This is a genomic window from Streptomyces sp. NPDC033131 (assembly GCF_055578365.1).
The window spans coordinates 134,662-155,452 of record NZ_JBVIPA010000023.1; the positions used below are offsets into that span (position 1 = coordinate 134,662).

Consider the following 20,791-nt stretch of genomic DNA (forward strand, 5'->3'; position numbering starts at 1 on the left):
CGGGCTCATCATCGCACTGGCCTGATGACCGCCATACGGCAGGTCCACAAGATGACGTACGCGGTGTACGGCCGGAAGGTCACGTTCTGCCACAAGGCGCCCCACATACACCGATGGCCGTCGTCGGCACATCCCCCATATGGGCGGCATCACGTCAACTGTGTGCTTACACCGGTGCACTCGCGGCAATACGTAACGGTATGTCGAGCCGCGGCCTGGAGGCTGGAGCATGAGCATCTGGTGGTCACTCCATCTGCGCCGCGAGGCCGCGAGCGTTCCGCTCGCCCGGCGGCTGCTGCTCGGCACCATGGAGACGGCGGGTGTCGACCCCGACATCTCCTACGACCTCTCCCTGGCGCTCAGCGAGGCCTGCGCCAACGCCGTGGAGCACGGCGGGGACGGCGGCACCGAGGATTCCTCGCAGGCGTACCGCGTCACCGCCTACCTCGACGGCGAGAAGTGCCGCATCGAGGTCGCCGACTCGGGCCCCGGCTTCTCCGCCGCCCCGCCCCGGCCGCCGGCCCGTCCGGTGCCCTTGGATGACGAGAACGGCCGCGGTCTGTGTCTCATCGAGGAACTCGCCGACCACGTCCACATCGGCAACAAGCCCGGCCGGCGGGGCGCGGTGGTGAGCTTCGACAAGATCCTGAAGTGGAAGAAGGACGCGCCGCTGATGGCGGTGTAGCGCCGGCCCCACACCCGACGACGCGCGATCCGCATTCTCAGCTTGCGCACAGCGTCGGCCCAGGTTCCTGACGGTCGTCGTTCCTACGTTCATGGGCATGACGGGAAACCACAAGGACACCTCCATCACCCGGCGCCGCGCCCTCGCGGTGACCGGTGGCACGGTCGCGGCCGGCACTCTCGCCGTGGCCGGGTACCGGTCGGCCTTCGCCGACGACGCGACGACCACCGCCGAGACCGCCGCCACCGCCTCGGCGACCTCGGCCGACAGCGCGTGCATGACCCTGATGTCCGGCGTCACCGAGGGGCCGTACTACCTCGACGGCGCCCTGGTGCGGAAGGACATCACCGAGGGCAAGAGCGGTGTCCCGCTGACCCTGCGCCTCACCGTCGTGGACGCCACCGACGGCTGCACCCCGGTGCCCGGCGCGGCCGTCGAGATCTGGCACTGCGACGCCTGGGGCTACTACTCCGGGTACACCACCGCCAACCCCGGCGGTTCCGCGCCCGCCGAGAGCGAGGACGGCTCGACCGCCGACGACACCACCTATCTGCGCGGCTACCAGATCGCCAACGCCAACGGGGTCGTCAAGTTCGAGACGATCTTCCCCGGCTGGTACACCCCGCGCACCTGTCACATCCACCTCAAGGTGCACACGGGCGGCGAGAAGGAGGACGGCACCTACGAGGGCGGCAAGGTCAACTACACCGGCCAGCTGTTCTTCGCCGACGAGACCGCCGAGGAGATCTTCACGCTGGAGCCTTACGCGAAGCACTCCGGCACCTACACCGAGCTCGCCGACGACATGGTCTACGACGGTGGCGGCGCCTCCAGCGGCCTGCTCACCCTCAAGGCCGTGCACGGGAGCGACCCCTCCAAGGGCTACAAGGGCTCCCTCACCCTCGGCGTCGACCCCGACGCCGAGAACACGGGCGCGGGTGGCGGCGAGGGCGGGACACCCCCGAGCGGCGCGCCGATCGGCACCCCGCCGAGCGACGGCGCCTCCCCGTCCGCCACGGCGTCCTCGTAACGCATGAACAGCCGCGAGGACGACGCACTGGCCCGGGCCGCCGTGGACGCGCTGACCGGGCAGCTGGCGCTCGCCCCCAAGCCCGGCCTGCCCGACCCGCGTGACCTGGGCGCCCGGACGACCCGGGTGGACCACCGCGCCCTGCGCTGGTCCGCCAAGGCGCTCACGCCCGGCCTGGCGGCGATGGCCGCCGCGGCCCGCCGCACGGGCGAGCCCACGCCCCGGCTCCGCACCGATCTGGGCGCGATCGGCCGCTGCACCGAGCACTCGGTGGGCCTCGCCGGCGGCGGCCACCGCGGCGCCCTGTGGGCGCTCGGCCTGCTGGTCGCCGCGGCCGCCCTCGAACCCCGTGCCGCGGCGAAGGACGTGGCCGCGACCGCCAAGCGGATCGCCGCGCACCCCGACCGCCGGGCCCCGCGACGGCCCTCGCGCGGCTCGTCGATCTCGGCGAAGTACGGCGCCGCCGGGGCGCGTGGCGAGGCCCGGGCCGGATTCCCGCACGTGCGGCGGGCGTTGGACGCCCTGGCCACCGCCCGCTCGGCCGGCGCCGGCGAGGACGAGGCCCAACTCGACGCCCTGCTCACCGTGATGTCCACCCTCCAGGACACCGAACTCCTGTACACCGCGGGCCCGGCCGGCCTGCGGCACGTCCAGGCGGGCGCTCGCGGGATCCTGGAAGCGGGCGGCACGGCGACGGACGCGGGCCGCGAAGCCCTGTACGCCCTCGACGCCGACCTCCACGCGCGCGCGTGGAGCCCGAGGGGCAGTGCGGGACTGCTGGCGGGGGCGCTGTTCCTGGACTCGCTTCCGGCGAGGGTCAGTTCACCGGTGCGGGCAGCCTGACGTCCGCCCGGGAGGCATGGGCCCGGCGGGTCGCCGGACCCATCGCGTACGACGCCACGAGCGTCGCTCCGCCGAGCAGCAGCCACCCCGCCGCCCCCCACCCGAGCAGCAGCGAGGTCAGCACCAGCGGGCCCAGGGTCCGGGCCACGGTCACGCCGGTCCCGAAGAAGCCCTGGTACTCGCCGACGCGGTCGGCCGGGGCCAGCTCGAAGGACAGCTGCCAGGAGCCGGCCGACTGCCCCATCTCGGCAGCCACTTGCAGCACTGCACCGAGGACCAGCGCACCGACCGCCACCCATGGCGACGCGCCCGCCGACAGCGCGAAGACCGCGCACGCCGCCAGCATCACCCACCCCGACCTCCGCACCGCGCGCGTGGCCGGCGCTACGCCTGTGACCCCGCGCGCCATCCGCACCTGGAACACCATCACCGCCCCGGTGTTGAGCACGAACAGCGCGGAGACCAGCCAGGCCGGGGCGTCCGTGCGCTCCGCGATCCACAGCGGCAGCCCGAGGCTGAGCAACGGCATGCGCAGCAGCAGCACGGTGTTGAGGAGCGTGAGGAGGGCGTAGGGACGGTCGCGCAGCACTCCGAGGTCACGGCGCTCCCGGCCGCCTTCAGGGCCGCTCGCCCGGCCCTTGTGCACCAGCGCCACCGCAGGCGATCGCACCAGCGCCACCGAAGGCAACCGCACCAGCAGCCCCGCACACACCACGAAGCTCACCGCGTCCAGCGCGAACACCCCGAGATACGCGGTCCGCGTCCCGGCGTGCAGCGCGAGCCCGCCCAGTCCGGCGCCCACCGCCAGACCGGCGTTGAGCGTCGCCTGGAGATGCGCGAGCAGCCCGGTCCGCTCCCCGGCCGGTACCAGCCCCGCGAGCAGCGCCTGCCGGGCGGCGGCGAGTCCCGACTGGGCGGAGGCGTAGGCGCAGGCCGCCACGACGAACGGTACGAAGTCCCGGACGACCAGGAAGGACGCCACTGCCAGCCCGGTCGCCAGCGCCAGCAGCACCGCCGTGCCGCGGGCCCCGCGCCGGTCCGCGAGCCGCCCGAGCGGCACCCCCACCAGCGAGCCGACCGCCCAGGCGACGGTCAGCCCGAGCCCCACGCGCGCGGGGGCGAGCCCGACGACGTGGGTGAAGTAGAGCGCCGACGTCACGTAGTAGGCGCCGTCACCGACGGAGTTGGCCAACTGGGCCAGAGCCAGGACACGTTGTGGCCCCGCGGGCGGGACGAGCGAGTTCGTCATGCAAGCGACGCTAGAAGCGCGGTGGATCCCTGGGCAGGCCCACTGGGCAGGCCTTTCAGTGGCCCAATCCAGGACGGCCGAGCGGCTGTCTCAGCCCCCGTCCAGAACCTTCCTCAGCACGTCCAGCGCCTCCGGGTACACCCCCTCCCGAGGCGTCCCGTAGCCCACGACCAGCCCTTGCGTCCGCCCCTCGACGCCCGGCGTGTGCCAGTGCTCCCCGAGGTGCCCCACGGCGAGCCCTCGCGCCGCCGCGCGCACCAGCGCCTCCGCCTCGTCGTCGACCTCCACCAGCGCGTGCAGCCCGGCCGCGATCCCGCGTACCCGCCGGCGCGGCCCCAGCCGGTCCAGGAGCTGGTCCCGGCGCCGCCGGTACCGCAACCGGCACGCGCGCACATGACGGTCGTACGCATGGCTCCCGATCAGCTCGGCCAGCGCCAACTGCCCGATGGACTCGGTGTGATGGTCGCTGTGCAGCTTGGCGTCGGCGACCGCGTCGACCAGATCGGGCGGCAGCACCATCCACCCGAGCCGCAGCGCCGGCCCGAGCGTCTTCGAAGCGGTCCCCAGATACGCCACCTGCCCGGGCGCCATCCCCTGGAGCGCGCCGACGGGCTGCCGGTCGTAGCGGAACTCCCCGTCGTAGTCGTCCTCGACGATCAGCCCGCCACGCGCGCGTGCCCAGTCGGTCAGCGCCCGCCGCCGCTCCGGATGCAGGGTCACGCCGGTCGGGTACTGGTGCGCCGGCGTGACCACGACGGCGGAGGCGTCTCCCAAGTCCCCGGCGAGGACGCCCCGTTCGTCCACCCGCACCGGCACCACCCGCCCACCGCCCCGCCGCACCACCTCCCGGTGGAAGGGCAGCCCGGGATCCTCCATGGCGACGCTGCCGCCCTCCAGCACCCGCGTGAGCAGCGAAAGCCCCTGCACATACCCCGAGGTGACGACGATCCGCTCCGGCGGCGCGATCACCCCGCGCGCCCGCCCCAGGTACCCCGACAGCGCCGTCCGCAGCTCGATCCGCCCGCGCGGATCGCCGTAGTCGTACGCCCGCGAGGGCGCCGTCGCGAGGACGCGCCGCAGCGCCCGCAGCCAGGCCGCCGCCGGAAACGTCCCCACGTCCGGGCTCCCCGGCCGCAGATCGAGACGCGGTACACGCGTGCGTGCGGCGGCCTGAGGAGGTGCGGCGTCGACGGAGGGCAGCGGGGCGACCCGGGTGCCCGACCCCTGCCGCGCGGTCAGATACCCCTCGGCGACGAGCTGGTCGTACGCCGCCTTCACCGTCCCCCGCGAGACCCCCAGCTCACCCGCGAGCCGCCGGGTCGCGGGCAGCCGCGCCCCGGGCGCCAGCCGCCCGTCCCGCACGGCATCACGCAGGGCACGCTCCAGCCCGGCGCGACGCCCTTCCCCGACGTGGAGCTGCACATGCAGGTCCACCCCCACCCCCTCAGGGGCGCGGGGCTGTGACATGTGCGGCTCCGCCGCGTGGGCGCGATCGGCCACGAACTGCCCGCCGACGAATCTCAGCCTTTGAGGTCCGCCATCCACGCCTCGACCTCGTCCGACCGGCGAGGCAGCCCCGCGGACAGGTTCCGGTTGCCGTCCTCCGTCACCAGGATGTCGTCCTCGATCCGCACACCGATCCCCCGGTACTCCTCGGGCACCGTCAGGTCATCGGCCTGGAAGTACAGACCGGGCTCGACGGTGAGCACCATCCCCGGCTCCAGCGTGCCGTCGACATACGACTCCACGCGCGCGGCAGCGCAGTCATGGACGTCCATGCCGAGCATGTGCCCGGTGCCGTGCAGCGTCCACCGGCGCTGCAACCCGAGCTCCAGCACCCGCTCGACCGGCCCCTCGACCAGCCCCCACTCCACGAGCCGCTCGGTCAGCACCCGCTGCGCCGCGTCGTGGAAGTCCCGGTACTTCCCGCCCGGCTTCACCGCCGCGATGCCGGCCTCCTGGGCGTCGTACACGGCGTCGTAGATCTGCTTCTGGATCTCGCTGAACCGGCCGTTGACCGGCAGCGTGCGCGTGACGTCGGCCGTGTAGTACGTGTGCGTCTCGACGCCCGCGTCCAGCAGCAGCAGGTCGCCGGAGCGCACCGGCCCGTCGTTGCGCACCCAGTGCAGCGTGCAGGCGTGCGGGCCGGCCGCGGCGATGGTGCCGTAGCCGACGTCGTTGCCCTCGACTCGGGCGCGGAGGAAGAACGTGCCCTCGATGTACCGCTCGGACGTGGCCTCGGCCTTGTCCAGAACGCGTACGACGTCCTCGAAACCGCGAACGGTCGAGTCGACCGCCTTCTGCAGCTCGCCGATCTCGAACCCGTCCTTGACCAGCCGCGCCTCGGAGAGGAAGACCCGCAGCTCGGCGTCGCGCTCGGCGGTGACCTTGTCGGTCAGCGCGGCCTCGATGCCGCCGTCGTACCCGCGCACCACCCGGACCGGGCCCGTGGCCTCGCGCAGGTGGTCGGCCAGCTCGCGGACATCGGAGGCGGGGATGCCGTACAGCTTCTCGGCCTCGGTGAGGGAGTGCCGGCGGCCCACCCACAGCTCGCCCTGGCCGGAGAGCCAGAACTCGCCGTTGTCGCGGTCGGAGCGCGGCAGGAGGTAGATCGTCGCCTTGTGGCCGTCGGCGACGGGCTCCATGACCAGCACGCCGTCCTCGGTCTGGTTGCCGGTGAGGTACGCGTACTCGACCGAGGCCCTGAAGGCGTACTCGGTGTCGTTCGAGCGGGTCTTCAGGTTGCCCGCGGGGATCACCAGGCGGTCACCGGGGAAGCGCGCGGAGAGCGCGGCGCGGCGGGCGGCGGTCTCGGCGGCCTGGGCGATCGGCTCCAGGTCGCGCAGCTCCGTGTCGGCCCAGCCCGACTTCATGTTCTCGGCCAGCTCGTCGGAGACGCCCGGGTACAGGCCGTTCTTCCGCTGCTTGATCGGCTCCTCAGACTCAGCTTCCGGGGTCTCCGGGGTGAGCTCGTCGGCCACGGTCATCCTCCTCGATACGGCACTGGACCCCGTCCATCGTACGGTCGTACGGAAGGGGCCCAGGGCCGGAAGACCTGTTACCGACGGCTTTGCCGACGACTACTCGAAGTGAGCGGCGACCAGGACCACGTCCTCCTCGGAGTCCGCCTCGTCCAGCCCGTCCGGCAGCACGCTCCGCAGCACGTGGTCGACGATCGCCTCGGGGTCGCGCCGCAGCGCCCTGGGCACGCCGGCCGCCGCCGCGTGCAGCCGGGCGAAGGAGCGGTCCGTGGGGTCGCCGGTGCGGTGCAGCAGCCCGTCGGTGTAGAGCAGAACCGTCTCGCCCGCCTCCGCCTGGAGTTCCACACTCGGCGCCTCCCAGCAGGCGAGCATCCCGAGCGGCGCGGACACGGAGGTCTCCACGAACTCGGTGCGCCGCTCGCCGACAAGCAGCGGCGGGCAGTGCCCGGCACCGGCCAGCGTGATCTTGCGCAGCGCGGGCTCGCAATAGGCGAACAGGGCGGTGGCGGAGCGGGCCGGCTCGGTGAGCCGGAGCAGCAGTTCCAGGTCGGACAGGACCGCGACCGGGTCCTCGCCCTCCATCACGGCGTACGCCCGCAGGGACGCTCTCAGCCGTCCCATCGCGGCGATCGCGCTGGGCCCGGACCCCGTCACCGAGCCCACGGCGAGGCCGAGCGCGGCATCCGGCAGCGGCAGCGCGTCGTACCAGTCGCCGCCGCCGCGCGGCCCGGTGCGGTGCCGGGCGGCGAGCCGTACTCCGGCGACGCGGGGGAGCCGGGACGGCAGCAGTTCCTCGGCGATCGTCGCCATGCACGCGCGCGTGCGCTCGACCTCCAGAAGCCGGGCCAGGTGCTCGCCGGCGTAACGCGCGTACAGGCCGACCAGGTGGCGCTGCTGTTCGGTGGGCTCCGCGGGCTCGTCGTAGAGCCACACGGCGGCGCCGAGCCGGCCGGCGCCCTTGCTGTACGCCTCCGCGGTCAGGGGCAGCGCGTAGCTCGCGGCATAGCCGAGGCGGGCGGCGACCTCCCGGTGCCGGGGGTCGAGCCCGTCCTCCGCGAAGAGGTCGGGCTGGGCGATCTCGCCGTCACCGCCGGGCAGTCCGTCGAGGATGCGGCCGTACGACAGGGAGCTGCGGGGCACGGTCTCGATGTGACCGAGGTCGGCGCGGGCGAGGCCCAGGCCGAGGGTGGTGTCGGGGCCGAGTCCGTCGCCGGGTTCCAGTACGACGAGTCCGCGGCGGGCGCCCACCAGGGCGGCTCCGGCGTGCAGCAGTTCCTGCAGAGCCTCGGACAGCGCGTCCGTGCGGGCCAGCCGTTCGGTCAGTTCGTGCAACGTCGTGAGGTCCGAGACCCAGCCGGCGAGCCGGTCCTGAAGCAGCGCGCCCGGCGCGTTTGGTGAGAGAACCCCCGAGGTACCCGAGACGGAAGGCGCGGGCGCGACAGTGTGGGCTGGCGAGGGAACCGTTGAATCGATTCCAGCCACTTTCGGAGGGTGAGGGGCGTTCATGGCGTCCGGCTTTCCGACCGGTGCGTATTGCTGAAAAGCATCGCAAACCCCCATGTCATTCTGCGCCGCTAGCAGTGTCTCCACATGTACACGCACTCGTGAGGGGATGTCCAGCATTGTCCTGCTGGGATTCCTGGTGTCCGTGGGTCATCAGTGCAGCACTTGCCAAAAGGCAAAGTTGGCCTAAAACTGACTCGGGTAACGGCGTATTGCGGTCGACTGGCCCTGCTCCACAGAGCGTCACAGCGGTCGTGATGGGTACGTACTCGGAGAAGGCCAGGGGTGGTTGGTAACCACCCGGAACCTGGCGACGGACCCGGGCGTCTTAGCCACCGACGACCGAGCCCCATCCTCCCGCGGCGGAGGCGAAGAGAACCACGCGCGACAGCAAACGCCAGACTTCGCCACCCCACGCCAGGCCCGCGCTTCTGATAGACCGCAGTGTGGGCGAGGCTGCCGCGGACGCAGCTCAACGTTCGGCCCATAGGGGTTCCCCTTGTCTCTGACAGGGGTGTGATGCGCCAACAGGTACGCACAGTGAAGAGATCGACACATGTTGTGATGTGGTCCTCGGTGTTGCCAGCGGTGCAACGGAAAGGAACGAGCGCTCATGCGCGAGATCCTCGGAAGGCGACGCAGGCTCCTGTCCCAGCGCAGCGACGGAAGGCCTGAGTTGATCAGCGCGGCCCTGACCTTCGCGACCAAATGGCAGTGGCCCGTACTCCCGGGCGTGGCGGCCGACCCGCAGGGGCGAGCCCGCTGCGGGTGCCCCGACCCCGAGTGCACGGTGCCCGGTGCCCACCCCTTCGACCCCGGCCTCCTCGCGGCCACCACCGACGAGCGCATGGTGCGCTGGTGGTGGAGCAACCGGCCCGCCGCGCCGATCGTCCTGGCCACCGGCGGCAACGCGCCCTGCGCGGTCAGCCTGCCGGCACCCGCGGCCGCCCGCGCACTCGCCGTGCTCGACAGCACGGGCATGCGCCTCGGCCCGGTCGTCGCAGCGCCCACCCGGTGGGCGCTGCTCGTGAAGCCCTACTCCCTGGAGCAGTTGGGCGAACTGCTGTACGCCAAGGACTTCGTCCCCGGTTCCCTCCGCTTCCACGGCGAGGGCGGCTATCTGGCCCTGCCCCCCTCCGAGACCGGCCACGGCGAGATCCGCTGGGAGCGTGCCCCGCTGCCCGGCTCGGCCTCCCCGTGGGTACCCGACGTGGAGGCCGTGGTGGACGCGGTGGTCGAGGCCCTCACTCGTACGGGTGTGAGCGCACCCGAGTTGTAGGGGTGTCGGGCGCGGGCGGAACCGGACGCCCGCGCCACTGGCTATGTTCCGGTCCATGAACCTTCGTCTGCTCGCCCTCGCGGGCGTCGTGGCATGCGCGGTCGCGCTGCCGCTGGCCATGGCGTCCGCGGGACAGGTGGGCGACGAGGGACGCTCGTCCGTACGTGGCGCCTCCGTACCCGACGCCTCTGTTCCCGACGCCTCTGTTCCCGACGCCTCCGTACCTGGCGCGGTACCTCCTGCACCGCCACCCGCCGATGCCAAGGCCCCCTCGGCCCAGCGCACCGGTGCCCCGCCGGTGCTCGGCCTCGGTCTTGGCGTGGCCGCCCGTTGCGGTCCCGAACTCACCTCGCCCGAAGGCGTGGAGGCGCAGACGTGCGTGCTGACGCAGGGTGAGCAGACGTGGGCGCGGACCTACTACCGCAATGCGACCGGCGGCGCGCTGGACTCCGTACTGAGCCTCATGGGACCCGGCGGACGTACCGTGCAGATGCACTGCGCGGCGGGCGCGGGGGACGAGCCGAAAACCTGTGAGACGCCCCGGGAGCGCACCCGCGGAGAACCGGACGGGTACACGGCGGTCGCGGAGTTCGCGGCAAGGGCCGGGGAAGGGCCGCTGCTGCTGCGGTCCGGGAGCAACTCGGGTGCTGCTACGGGTAGTTGACGCGTGACGTCGTTGCGTAAAGAGCACCCGGACAGGAAAGAACCCGGTTGCTGGCGACGGGGGATGCACCAGCAACCGGGCTACTGAAACGGTAACAAGAGATCGTCAGTTCGCAAATTCGATCTCGGCTTTTGCTCGGCTATTCGGACACCGGATGTGGCTTGTCCGGAACGGGAGTTGTGAGCGGAGTCGCCGATTCGGGCGGGCGGTGTGCGGCTGACCGACCGGTCAGCCGCACGCGCCATGTCAACTCAGCGTGACCTGCCGGTTGGTCAGCCCGCCACGCGCGCGACGCTCCTCCGCGGTCAGCGGCGCGTCCGTGGCCAGCGCGCCGGAAAGGCGCTCGGCGAACTCGGCGGCCGGCTTCTCGATGTCCTCGGCGGTGACCGCGCTCGGCAGGTCCCAGACCGGCACGGTGAGCCCGTGAGCACGGAAGGATCCCACGAGACGGGTGCCCTCCCCGAGGTTCGAGCGGCCCGCCGCGTGCAGCCGCGCAAGGGCGTCCAGAAGCTGCTCCTCCGGGTACGGCATCACCCAGCGCAGGTGGTTCTTGTCCGGCGTCTCGCACCAGTAGGCGGCGTCCACACCGGTCAGCCGCACGGTCGGGATGGCCGCGGCGTTGGCCCGCTCCAGGGAGGCGGTCACCTCCGGCGTGGCGTTCTCCGCGTCCGGGACCCAGAACTCGAAGCCCGGGTGCACAACTGGCTCGAACGCGCCTTCGGAGTCGAGGAGTTCCTGCAGTCGCGGACCGTCCGCCGGGGCGCGCCGGGACTGGACCGGAGTGCCCGGGTCGGCGGTGAGCGCGCGCTGGAGGGTGTCGGCGAGGTCGCGGCTGATGTCGCCCGACGCCGTGTCGTTCTGCAGGCCGAGCAGGACCGAGCCGTCATCGCGGCGCAGCGCCGGCCAGGCCATCGGCAGGACCGTGGCCAGCGTGACCGACGGGACGCCCTCGGGGAGGCCGTCCTTCAGCGTCAGTTCGACCGTGGCGGCCGGCACCAGTTCGCGCAGCGCGACCCAGTCGCACTCGCCGGGCAGCCCTTCGAAGGGGCGCTGCACCAGTTCGGTCACGGCATGCTGGGCGGCCCGGCCGTGGCAGGCCTTGTAACGGCGGCCGCTGCCGCAGGGGCAGGGCTCACGGGCACCGACGACCGGGACCTCACCGTCGCTGAGCTGCGGCCGCTTGGCCTTCGTCTGGGGTCGCTTCTTGGCCATCGTGGGTGTCTCCCGGTTACGGCTCGTCTCGTACGGGCGCGAGCCTAGCCGTTTGCGCCGTCAACGACCGGTGCCTGTGGACAACGCGGCCCACGTGCCGACCTGTGGACAACGCGCCGGACCCTGTGGGACCGGCGGTTCAGTCCAGGTCGTCGAAGGCGTCCGTGAAGTTCAGCTCGGCCATCTCGGGTATCGCCGAGGCCGACGGTGCCCTGGAGGGCTCGACGGTCCCGGTCCCTCCTGCTCGAGCGAAGTCGCGAGCCGGGGAGCGCGGGGCCAGGTCGTCCCGCCGGCGTCCGGCGTCCGGATCGTGCACGTCGCGGTGGACGACGACCCACACCGTGATCTCGCCGCGGGTGTCGTCCCGTACGCCCCAGTCGTCGGCCAGCGCCGTGATGATGTTGAGCCCACGGCCGCCGTGCGCGGTGACCGAGGGCGTGGCCGGAGCCGGGCGGGTGGGCCCGCCGCCGTCCGTCACCTCGACCGTGAGTCTGCCGCCCGTGTCCACCCGCCATGCGGCCCGGACGTCGCCGTCGCCGGCCAGGGCGTCGCCCAGCGGTCTGCCGTGTTTGCACGCGTTGCTCAAGAGTTCGGAAAGAATCAGCACGGCGTCGTCGATGACCGTTTCCGACACACCGCCGCTGCGCAACTGGGTGCGCATGCGGTGCCTTGCCTTGCCCACGCCCGCAGGGCCATGGGGTACGGCCATGCTCGACGACGCGGGCACCTCCTGTGCCACCACCAACGCCACCCCCGAGACCTCCTTTGCCCCACGCCACGGAGTGGATGCCCCCTTGGCCTGTACCGGAAACCGGCCACTCCGCGTCCGAAGACGCATTCGCAACGATCGAATACGGACCGAACGCGCCGGAGCACTCCCTGTAGCCGTATGGCTGGATTTCGACGGTATGGCCGAGATCGGAGGATGGGGCCGGTGGGGCTGCCGGGTCAAGAGTCGTGCGTCACACGCGCGTACGTCAGCGTCCGATCCGGCCCAGGACCGCGCGCGGGCGGTTGGTGATGATGGCGTCGACGCCCAGGTCGACACAGAGATCGACGTCCTCGAGCTCGTTCACCGTCCACACGTGCACCTGGTGGCCGGCTCGTTTCAGACGCTCGATGTAGGCCGGGTGATTGCGCACGATCCGCATCGACGGGCCCGCGATCCGCACGCCCACCGGCAGCCTGCCGTCACGCAGCCGGGGCGACACGAACTGCATCAGATAGACCGACGGCAGCGTCGGAGAGGCGGCCCGCACCCGGTGCAGCGAGCGCGCCGAGAAGCTCATCACCCGCACCGGCGAGTCGGCCGCGTCCGCCGGGGCGTCCAGCCCGAACCGCTTCAGCAGCACCAGCAGCCGCTCCTCGACCTGCCCCGCCCACCGCGTGGGGTGCTTGGTCTCGATCGCCAGCTCCACCCGGCGTCCCGCGTCGGCGACGAGCGCCAGCAGCCGCTCCAGGGTGAGCACGGAGGTGTCCTCGCGGTCCTCGGGGCGGAACTCCCAGTCGGGCTCCTCGTCGCGCGTGCGCCAGAACTCCCGGGTCTTGCGGGAGCCGAAGTCCAGGGCGGCGAGATCGGCGAGCTCCAGTGCGGAGACCGCTCCGCGGCCGTTGGACGTACGGTTGACGCGACGGTCGTGGACGCAGACGAGATGGCCGTCCGCGGTCAGCCGGACATCGCATTCGAGGGCGTCGGCGCCGTCCTCGATGGCCTTCCTGTACGCGGCCAGCGTGTGCTCGGGGGCCTCCTCCGAGGCTCCGCGGTGGGCGACGACCTGAATCCGGTGCTGTCGTACGTGGGTCACCGCGTCATGGTGCCACCGCATGGGGGTACGCGTGCGAACGGAGGCCTTGGGATTGCGCCTCGTATGTCCCTCATGCCCTATATAAGGAATGGCCGCAGACCCACAGGCACCGCTTATGGTGCTCTGACGGCCTGTGGGAAAAGCTGACGGCATACAAAAACACAGGCACGAACACATGCACAGCTGCATCGCGCCGGACCGTCGACCAACGCGAAGCGTGAAGCGCGTGAACCGAGTGCGACCGACAACAACAGCCGTGGACCGAGGAGAGAAGCTGTGAGCACCGAGAACGAGGGCACCGCGGTACCCCCCGCCCCGTCCGCACCCCCCGTGCCGGTGGATGCTCCTACTGCTTCGGCGCGCCAGGAGCCCGCCGCTCCCCACGCAGGCGCCCCGACGACTCCGCTCCCGCCGACGTCGCCGAGCGCCTCCGGCGCCCACCCGGAGCAGCAGCTGGTGCACGCGGGCCAGGCCCCCGCCTACGCCGCGACCGGCCCCGGCGGCACTCCTCAGGACGGCTCCGCACCGCAGGGTGCCTGGCCGCCCCCGCCGCCCCCGGCCACCCCGTCGTACGCCGATGCCGGTTCCGGCGGCTCCCCGTACTCGGACGGCGGCTCAGGCAGCGGCTCCGGCGGCGCGGGAGACGCCTGGGGCGCCGCCTACCAGCAGCCCGCGCCGAAGCCCCGCAGCGGGCGCGGCGGCCTCGTCGCCGCCGTCCTGGTGGCCGCGCTGGTCGCGGGAGGTATGGGCGGCGGCCTCGGCTACACCCTGGCCAAGAACGACGACAACAGCTCCTCCACCACCGTCTCCGCCTCCGACAGCGGCGGCTCCGTCAAGCGCGACCCCGGCACGGTCGCCGGCGTCGCCGCCAAGGCGCTGCCCAGCACCGTCACCATCCAGGCCGAGTCCAACAGCGGCGAGGGCGGCACCGGCACCGGATTCGTCTTCGACACCGAGGGCCACATCGTCACCAACAACCACGTGGTGGCCGACGCGGTCGACGGCGGCAAGCTCACGGCGACCTTCCCGAGCGGCAAGAAGTACGACGCGGAGGTCGTGGGCCACGCACAGGGCTACGACGTCGCGGTCATCAAGCTCAAGAACGCCCCCTCCGACCTCAAGCCGCTCACCCTCGGCGACTCGGAGAAGGTCGCGGTCGGCGACTCGACGATCGCGATCGGCGCCCCCTTCGGCCTCTCCAACACCGTCACGACGGGCATCATCAGCGCGAAGAACCGCCCGGTCGCGTCCAGCGACGGCACCGGCAGCAACGCCTCCTACATGAGCGCCCTGCAGACCGACGCCTCGATCAACCCCGGCAACTCCGGAGGCCCGCTCCTCGACGCCCAGGGCAACGTGATCGGCGTCAACTCCGCGATCCAGTCCAGCGGCGGCGGCCTCGGCGGCACCAGTCAGTCCGGCTCGATCGGCCTCGGCTTCGCCATCCCGATCAACCAGGCCAAGTACGTCGCCCAGCAGCTGATCAAGACCGGCAAGCCCGTCTACGCCAAGATCGGTGCGTCCGTCTCCCTGGAGGACGGCACCGGCGGCGCCCAGATCACCGAACAGGGCGCCAGCGGCTCCGACCCGGTCGAGTCGGGCGGCCCCGCCGCCAAGGCCGGCCTCAAGCCCGGCGACGTCATCACCAAGCTCGACGACCGGGTGATCGACTCCGGCCCCACCCTCATCGGCGAGATCTGGACCCACCAGCCCGGCGACAAGGTCACCATCACCTACGAACGCGGCGGCAAGACCCACACGGTCGAACTCACCCTCGGCTCCCGCACAGGCGACAGCTGACCCACACCGCCCCACGCCAACCGTTACTCTTGTCCCGCGCTGCCGGTGGCGGCAGCGCGGGGTGGGTTGCCCGAGCGGCCTAAGGGAACGGTCTTGAAAAACGTGAGGACGCGAAAGCTTCTCCGTGGGCCCGGATCCCGCCCACTCCGGAGGTCATATACATGCTGGTCAGAAGGGGTGCCCCTCGGTGAGGGGCATCCCTTCTGCGTGGGGCCTGTCTCACCTTGATCCTGCACTGTCGCGGTGTGGATCAATGTGTGTGGACCAGGCGTGGACCAGATCTGCGGGAGAACAAGCAGCTCAGGCGCTATGCCAGACAACTGGCGACGTCGCGGTCCACGGGCAGCCTTGGTCGGTCGAGCCCAGTGTGCAGCACTGTATCGAGGGTATTCCCGCCCTGGCGGAACACCGCCGCCCACCGGGCGCTCTGGCGCTGCACCGCCGAGTTGGGCCGCAAGGTGGGGAGCGGAAGCTGGAGGGGCTGAGGCCACATGCGCAAGCACGTCATGACCACTACGGTTGCCGCCTTACTTGCCGTTACGTCCTGCGGCAGCGGTGGCGACAGTCCCAAACTTGCGTATCGCGCAGGCTTTGAAACCGGTCTGGACTATTCCGAGCAGTGGCCGGATCCAAGCTCGGTGCCGTCGTCCGAGCAGATGAAGGACTACTGCACGAGCAACAAGCCGAACTCAGACGACTCGGACGCCCACGGCCACGTTGACCTTTGGATGCGAGGCTGCCTCGATGGCTGGTCGAGGTCAGGAGGCGATCCGGAGTACTGGGACGGATAACCAAAGCGCCGCCCCTCCTGCATCGGTGGGGCGGCGCCTTTGGTCTGACCGGTCATTGGTTCTATTCGCTGTCGGCAGCGTCCAAGGCCCGCTCAATCTGTTCGTTCGAACGCCGCTGATTGCGGTGGATCGCCTTGGCGTAGAAGCGGAACAGGACTGCGATGCTGTGGCCTGCCCGGCGTGCGACTTCGGCCGGGGAGACGCCGGACTCAAGCCAGAGCGAGACGCCCGCGTGACGCAGCGAGTACGGCACGTCAGCCAGCGAGGAAGCCGCTTCAGGTTCGGTCAGCACCGCGAGTCGAGCCTCTTTCCAAACCTCCCCGTACTCCTTGGACAGCAGGCCGCCACCCTGGGCCGCGCGGAACAGCCGGCCGTCTTCCGCAGTGCCGAACTCCTTGATGTGCTCGCGGACCAGGCGCACGAGGACGGGGGGAATCGGTACAGGTCGGGTCGCCTTGCGGGCCCGCTTCTTCAGGCCGCGCGTATCGAACGACTCGCCCGTGTCGGTCCACCCGGAGCCGACTCGGGGTGTGCTCGTCGACAGCAGCACTTCCCCCCAGCCCTCTTCGGGCAAGGCGAAGTCGTCTTCCCGGAGATTGGCCGCCTCCCCAGGGCGGTTGGCCGCGTAGTAGAGGCAGCCGAAGAACGCCATGAGGTGCCGTCCGCGTGCCCCCTGCTCGCCTACACCGTCGATCAGCGCCTTCGCCAGCTTCGGGCCGGGTACGAACCGAAAGTCGATCTCGTCGTCAGTTTCGGGCGGGGTCCAGTCGACCTTGTCGAGGGGCAGGGCTGCCAGCAACTCCCGTTCCACCGCGTACCGGAGGCAGTTGCTGAAGACTGTCCGCTTGCGATTCACCGTGTTCTCGGCAGCGGCCGTGCCGTCTTGCTTCAGCTTCAGAGCGTCGAGCGCCGCACGCACCACCGAAGGCGTGTTGAGCGCGGTGATGTCGACAGACTTACGGCTGATCCATTCCAGCGCCGCCACGATGTCGGCGGGAGGTTCCTCGACGTCGATGCGAGGCTTCAGCGTTCCGTCGTCGCCAAGGACGAAGCGGTAGACCCACGAGTAGAGGGCGATGCGGAGCTCCTTGGGAGCAGGGGCCCCGCGGTTGTCCTTGACCAGCTTCGGCGTGATGGTGGCCAGCGTGTCAGCGATGCTCGCGCGGTGCTTGGCCGAAGCGCCGGGCCACTTCATCTCCGCATAGGCGCGCGTGTGGGCGTACCAGGTGGTGGATTTGAGCGCTTGCACTTCCGAGGCAGGCAGGCCGGTTTCCGTGTCGAACTGCTCGCGGTTACGCAGAGCGGCCAGCAGCTCCGAGCGCCGACCGTCGGCCTGAGCTTTGATCCTGTAGCTCTTGGAGAAGGGCCGGGGGCCCACTCGCCAACGAAGCTGATAGGCCGCCACACGGTTGGGCCGCTTGCGGATGCCCCAGATCTGTACGTCGTAGGTCAGCACGCTTCCTGCACCTCGCAGGAGTCGAACCAGGCGTCGAGGTCGGCCCGGCGTATGCGGATCTGACCGTTGGGAAGCTTCAGGTGCCTGGGGGCCTGGCCCCGAGCGCGCATGCGATAGAAGGCTGCACGGGACACCCCGATCTCAGCCAGCGCTTCCCCCAGCTTCAGCGTCTGCCTGTCGGCCTTGGTCGCAGTGGTCACAGCCAGGGGTCTCCTTCGGACTTGAGGCGTTGGGTGTGGGCGATGTCGTGGACCTGGGCGGCGAGGAGTTCTTCGCCGGGGCGGTAGCCGCTGCTGAGGTAGGTCCACGAGGAGGTGGTGACGAGGGTGGTCTCGTCGGTGGTGGAAAGGCCGGCGCGGGCGCGGGCGGCTTCTGCCTGGGCGAGGCGCCAGGCGCGGCGTACGTCGCGGAGTGCGCTGAGGGTGGTGGAGTAGGCGCGGGATTTGGTGGAGAAGTGGCCGCGGAAGCCGAGCATGTGGGCCCACTTCCAGAGCTTGAGTTCGGCGAACTCCGGCAGGTGGCCGAGGGCCCAGGCGGTGCGGATCATCTGCCGTACGTGCTGCTGTACGGGCAGTGCCTTGATGGGTTCGGCCTGTCCGGTGCCGTCGCAGTCGGCGCACCGGTCGTGGAAGGGGTCGGGGCCGCGTACGTAGCCGCGTCCAGCGCAGGGACGGCACATCAGGGTGCGGTCCACGGTGCTGGTGCCTTCTGCGTTCTTGGTCGCGTACTTGGCGACGTAACCGGCGACCTTGGCGTCTGTGTACTCGGCAACGCGGGCGTCGGTGAGTTCGCCGTCGCCCAGGGCGGTGATGGGGTCGACCTTGAACCGGCGGCCCCAGGCGATGACGCGTTCGCCGATGGCGTCGGAGGCGATGGTGAGTCGGGCACGCTTGACCGCCAGGCCCACGGCGGCGCTCAGGGCGTCGAACGTGGCCCAGGGCGGGGGCTCGGTGGTGTGGCCCTCGGGTCCGTCGAAGCGGATCACGGCGTGGAAGTGGACTAGGCCGCGCTTTTGGTACTCGGCGACCTTCGCGAAGGAGACACGCAGAGCGGCGTTCAGCGCCTTCTGCGTCATGCCGAGGTGTTCGGCCAGGGCGCGGCGAAGGTAGGTGGTGAAGCGTGCCCACAGCTGACCGGCGTGCGCGTTCCACAGCACGGCGCCCGTGTAGTCGTACGTGGTCGGGTTCAGCGGGGTGCCGGGTTCCGGCGCATCTTCGGCGTGTGTCTGGCCGCAGGCACAGGGCTGGGACTCGCCGGCATCGGTGGTGGGCGGTTGTGGACGGGGCCGAATGAGGGGGCAGTGAGGGTGACGAAGGCGCGGGGGTGGTCGCGGACGGTTTCGGCGACGTTCTTGCCGCCGGACAGTCCGGCTTTGATCAGGTGGTAGGTGTCGGCAGCGTAGAGGCGGGAGCAGGCGGGGCAGCGGGAGGCACGGCGGTTGCCGCAGGTGGTCAACAGGCGTCCGGAGGGTTCGTCTTCGGAGCGGTAGGAGCGGACCACTTCCTTGGTGGTCTGGTCGGTGGTGACCGTCCAGCCGTGCAGGTTGACAGGGCTAGTGCAGCCGCGCAGGTTGCGGACCTGTTCCGTCACGCGGTCGAAGTCGTCGGTGTTGGCCAGTTCGACCAGGTCCCGCAGGCCGGGGCTGATGATGTGGCGCAGGTCGAGGGGGCGGCGCATGGGTGGCGGGGTGTCCTTTCTGGCACGAGGGTGAGGGCCTGCGGGCAGCAGCGATTCAGTGCGCTCGGGCTGCTGCCCGCAGGCATGGCAGGTCGGGCCCATGGGGTGGGCAGCGGAGGGAAATGCCGGAGAGGCCGGCGGAAGGGTGTGGCGCTACAGGGCGGCGTGAAGCGCGGTGGCCATGGGCAGGCCGATTCCGAGTCGCGTCTTGAGCTGGGCCGCCGTGATCGGTTCGCCGTGCTCGGTGTGGTGGGACGCGGCGATGGAGCGTGCTTCGGTCAGCAGGGGCTCAGGCACCTTGACCGCAGGCGAAGCGGGAGCCGGGGCAGCCGGGGCGATGTCATGAGCGACGGGGGCCGGAGCCGGAACGATGGGCGGCGCCGCAGGGCGGGAGGCGTCAGAAGCCGTCTCAGGCACCGACTCGATCTCGTCCGGTACGGAAGCCGCTACGCCGGGGCGCGCAACGGTGTGGAAGGCGCGCAGGAGCTGCGGTCCGACGGAGCCCCAGCCGAGGAGGAGTAGCGGGGCCACCGCGTCAACGGCGGCGCGGCCGTAGTGTCCGGCGACGATCGGTTCGGCGACGTTGAGGGCGAGGGTCAGCAGTCCGGAGAAGTGCATGAGACGCGTGGCCGCCGTCATCTGTTCGGCGGGCAGACCGCGTAGGGAGAGGTAGCGCAGGGCGACCAGGAGGCCGACCACGGACAGGTCCACCATCGGGGCGATGAGCGGTGCGATCGGGCCGGGGACGCCCAGGCGCAGGGCGAGCGACCAGACGTTGCCGAAGGAGAAGACGAAGGCCAGCGCGGCAATAACGATCATGACGGCGGTGATGGTCCGCTGAGTGATCCGGTCCTCTGTCATGGGTGTTCACCTCTTCTCCTGGGGTGTAGGGAGCGTTAGTGCGCGGTAGGTCAGGCTGCTCAGGCGTCGAGCTTGGTGAGGTCCACGTCTGTCAGACGACGGCCGAGGAAGGCTTCCAGGAGGACGTTCGGGTCGGCGGTGAGGCTTGCCGTTTCTTCGGCGACGCGAGCCGCTTCCGCGTCGGGCACGTAGGGCGTACGGATGCGGGTGAAGCCGGGTTGCGACTGGTGGTTCATCGACGCGACGCCGACGTAGGTGGGGTCCTGGAGGTTGATCGGGTTGGCGTCGGGCCATTCCCGAATCTCGTCGCCGAGTGCGGCAACGGCGGCTTCGGCAGTCTTCTGGGCGAAGCTCAGGCCCACGGGGCATACGTCGCGGATGAAGGTGGGGATTGCGTCGCCGGTGGACTTTTGAGTGGTGAGGATGACGAGCAGCCCCACGGACCGGCCCTTCTTCACCAGGTCTTCCACGAGCCGGGCGTTCTCAGCTGCGAGCGCGGCCAGCTTCTTCGTCTGCTGGTCGCTGCCCTTGTGATCGCGGAAGTAGGTATGGGCTTCGTCGACGATCAGCACGACCAGAGGCCAGTTCTCGGAGGGGCCGACGTCCCACATGGACTTCACCCCGAGTGCCTGGCGCACCGAAGCCGACCGGGCGCGGCGCAGTTCCACCAGGTGCCGGAACAGCTTGTTGGCCTCTTCCAGGTCATCGCCCACGAAGGCGAACATGCGCTGCACCCAGTCCGCGTAGTCGCCTTCGTACGCAGCAGACACCTTGCCGTCCGCGCAGGCGAACTGCACCGCGGGCGACGGTGCCCAGTCGGAGAGAAGCCGGTTGATCAGGCTGGTCTTGCCGAAGCCGGGGGGGGGTGCCTCTATGTCCTTCGTCAAGGCACCCCTGTCGGGTTTGGGGTGATTCGGTCTTGGTGGGGTTATGCGGCGAGTTCGACGTCCGCGGG

General features: G+C 71.0%; 17 protein-coding genes and 2 pseudogenes. 7 read left to right on the plus strand and 12 right to left on the minus strand.

What is annotated here, in order from left to right; genetic code table 11:
• Nucleotides 1-229 precede the first annotated feature (229 nt).
• The 3 genes from ACZ5XS_RS27255 to ACZ5XS_RS27265 all read left to right on the plus strand — a co-directional run bounded on the left by ACZ5XS_RS27255 (nt 230) and on the right by ACZ5XS_RS27265 (nt 2,558).
• Complete coding sequence (locus ACZ5XS_RS27255; protein WP_468655568.1) at nt 230-685, plus strand: ATP-binding protein; 456 nt, start codon at nt 230-232, stop codon at nt 683-685.
• A gap of 97 nt (nt 686-782) precedes the next feature.
• Nucleotides 783-1,715: an intradiol ring-cleavage dioxygenase gene (locus tag ACZ5XS_RS27260; RefSeq protein ID WP_468655570.1), complete on the plus strand. Its 933-nt coding sequence runs from the start codon at nt 783-785 to the stop codon at nt 1,713-1,715.
• Nucleotides 1,716-1,718: 3 nt separating this feature from the next.
• On the plus strand, nt 1,719-2,558 hold the full coding sequence (locus ACZ5XS_RS27265; RefSeq protein WP_468655572.1) for a triphosphoribosyl-dephospho-CoA synthase: 840 nt from the start codon (nt 1,719-1,721) through the stop codon (nt 2,556-2,558).
• Here the strand turns inward: ACZ5XS_RS27265 and ACZ5XS_RS27270 are convergent.
• From ACZ5XS_RS27270 to ACZ5XS_RS27285, 4 genes are all read right to left on the minus strand, one after another.
• A complete protein-coding gene (locus ACZ5XS_RS27270; RefSeq protein ID WP_468655574.1) occupies nt 2,533-3,807 on the minus strand; it encodes an MFS transporter in 1,275 nt (424 codons plus the stop codon). The two genes, ACZ5XS_RS27265 and ACZ5XS_RS27270, sit on opposite strands and share 26 nt — an antisense overlap.
• A gap of 90 nt (nt 3,808-3,897) precedes the next feature.
• Nucleotides 3,898-5,274: a MocR-like pyridoxine biosynthesis transcription factor PdxR gene (gene pdxR, locus ACZ5XS_RS27275; RefSeq protein ID WP_468655576.1), complete on the minus strand. Its 1,377-nt coding sequence runs from the start codon at nt 5,272-5,274 to the stop codon at nt 3,898-3,900.
• A 53-nt stretch (nt 5,275-5,327) separates the two neighbouring features.
• A complete protein-coding gene (locus tag ACZ5XS_RS27280) occupies nt 5,328-6,794 on the minus strand; it encodes an aminopeptidase P family protein (RefSeq protein ID WP_468655578.1) in 1,467 nt (488 codons plus the stop codon).
• Between the two features lie 93 nt (nt 6,795-6,887).
• Nucleotides 6,888-8,411, minus strand: a complete 1,524-nt coding sequence (locus ACZ5XS_RS27285) for a PP2C family protein-serine/threonine phosphatase (RefSeq protein ID WP_468655580.1) — start codon at nt 8,409-8,411, stop codon at nt 6,888-6,890.
• A 493-nt stretch (nt 8,412-8,904) separates the two neighbouring features.
• Here ACZ5XS_RS27285 and ACZ5XS_RS27290 point away from each other — a divergent pair, with 493 nt between their 5' ends.
• Both ACZ5XS_RS27290 and ACZ5XS_RS27295 read left to right on the plus strand, forming a co-directional pair.
• Nucleotides 8,905-9,570: a bifunctional DNA primase/polymerase gene (locus ACZ5XS_RS27290; protein ID WP_468655582.1), complete on the plus strand. Its 666-nt coding sequence runs from the start codon at nt 8,905-8,907 to the stop codon at nt 9,568-9,570.
• 55 nt (nt 9,571-9,625) lie between these two features.
• Nucleotides 9,626-10,234: a hypothetical protein gene (locus ACZ5XS_RS27295; RefSeq protein WP_468655584.1), complete on the plus strand. Its 609-nt coding sequence runs from the start codon at nt 9,626-9,628 to the stop codon at nt 10,232-10,234.
• Between the two features lie 246 nt (nt 10,235-10,480).
• On the opposite strand, the gene ACZ5XS_RS27300 is transcribed toward ACZ5XS_RS27295, so the two are convergent.
• From ACZ5XS_RS27300 to ACZ5XS_RS27310, 3 genes are all read right to left on the minus strand, one after another.
• Nucleotides 10,481-11,446, minus strand: coding sequence for a DUF5926 family protein (locus tag ACZ5XS_RS27300; protein ID WP_468655586.1), 966 nt, complete (start codon nt 11,444-11,446; stop codon nt 10,481-10,483).
• Nucleotides 11,447-11,585: 139 nt separating this feature from the next.
• Entirely contained in the window at nt 11,586-12,284 is a 699-nt protein-coding gene (locus tag ACZ5XS_RS27305; RefSeq protein WP_468655588.1) for an ATP-binding protein, read from the minus strand.
• A gap of 139 nt (nt 12,285-12,423) precedes the next feature.
• The gene (locus ACZ5XS_RS27310; RefSeq protein WP_468655590.1) at nt 12,424-13,251 is read right to left on the minus strand and encodes a glycerophosphodiester phosphodiesterase; all 828 of its coding nucleotides are present in this window, start codon (nt 13,249-13,251) and stop codon (nt 12,424-12,426) included.
• A gap of 276 nt (nt 13,252-13,527) precedes the next feature.
• Here ACZ5XS_RS27310 and ACZ5XS_RS27315 point away from each other — a divergent pair, with 276 nt between their 5' ends.
• Both ACZ5XS_RS27315 and ACZ5XS_RS27320 read left to right on the plus strand, forming a co-directional pair.
• Nucleotides 13,528-15,051 carry a S1C family serine protease gene (locus ACZ5XS_RS27315; RefSeq protein WP_468655592.1) on the plus strand — a complete coding sequence of 508 codons (1,524 nt, stop codon included), beginning with the start codon at nt 13,528-13,530 and terminating at the stop codon, nt 15,049-15,051.
• 491 nt (nt 15,052-15,542) lie between these two features.
• Nucleotides 15,543-15,842 (plus strand): hypothetical protein, encoded by a 300-nt coding sequence (locus ACZ5XS_RS27320; protein WP_468655594.1) that lies wholly within the window; start codon nt 15,543-15,545, stop codon nt 15,840-15,842.
• Nucleotides 15,843-15,903: 61 nt separating this feature from the next.
• Here ACZ5XS_RS27320 and ACZ5XS_RS27325 read toward each other — a convergent pair whose 3' ends face one another.
• The 5 genes and pseudogenes from ACZ5XS_RS27325 to ACZ5XS_RS27345 form a co-directional block, all read right to left on the minus strand.
• Nucleotides 15,904-17,298: a tyrosine-type recombinase/integrase gene (locus ACZ5XS_RS27325; protein WP_468655596.1), complete on the minus strand. Its 1,395-nt coding sequence runs from the start codon at nt 17,296-17,298 to the stop codon at nt 15,904-15,906.
• Nucleotides 17,292-17,504, minus strand: coding sequence for a helix-turn-helix transcriptional regulator (locus tag ACZ5XS_RS27330; protein ID WP_374192664.1), 213 nt, complete (start codon nt 17,502-17,504; stop codon nt 17,292-17,294). The genes ACZ5XS_RS27325 and ACZ5XS_RS27330 overlap by 7 nt, the downstream gene beginning before the upstream one ends.
• Nucleotides 17,495-18,975, minus strand: a pseudogene (locus ACZ5XS_RS27335) (replication initiator). Before ACZ5XS_RS27335 ends, ACZ5XS_RS27330 begins: the two are co-directional and overlap by 10 nt.
• A 153-nt stretch (nt 18,976-19,128) precedes the next feature.
• Nucleotides 19,129-19,836 (minus strand): DUF2637 domain-containing protein, encoded by a 708-nt coding sequence (locus ACZ5XS_RS27340; RefSeq protein ID WP_468655598.1) that lies wholly within the window; start codon nt 19,834-19,836, stop codon nt 19,129-19,131.
• A gap of 59 nt (nt 19,837-19,895) precedes the next feature.
• Nucleotides 19,896-20,696: pseudogene (locus tag ACZ5XS_RS27345) on the minus strand (FtsK/SpoIIIE domain-containing protein); the annotation flags it as partial.
• Nucleotides 20,697-20,791 lie beyond the last annotated feature (95 nt).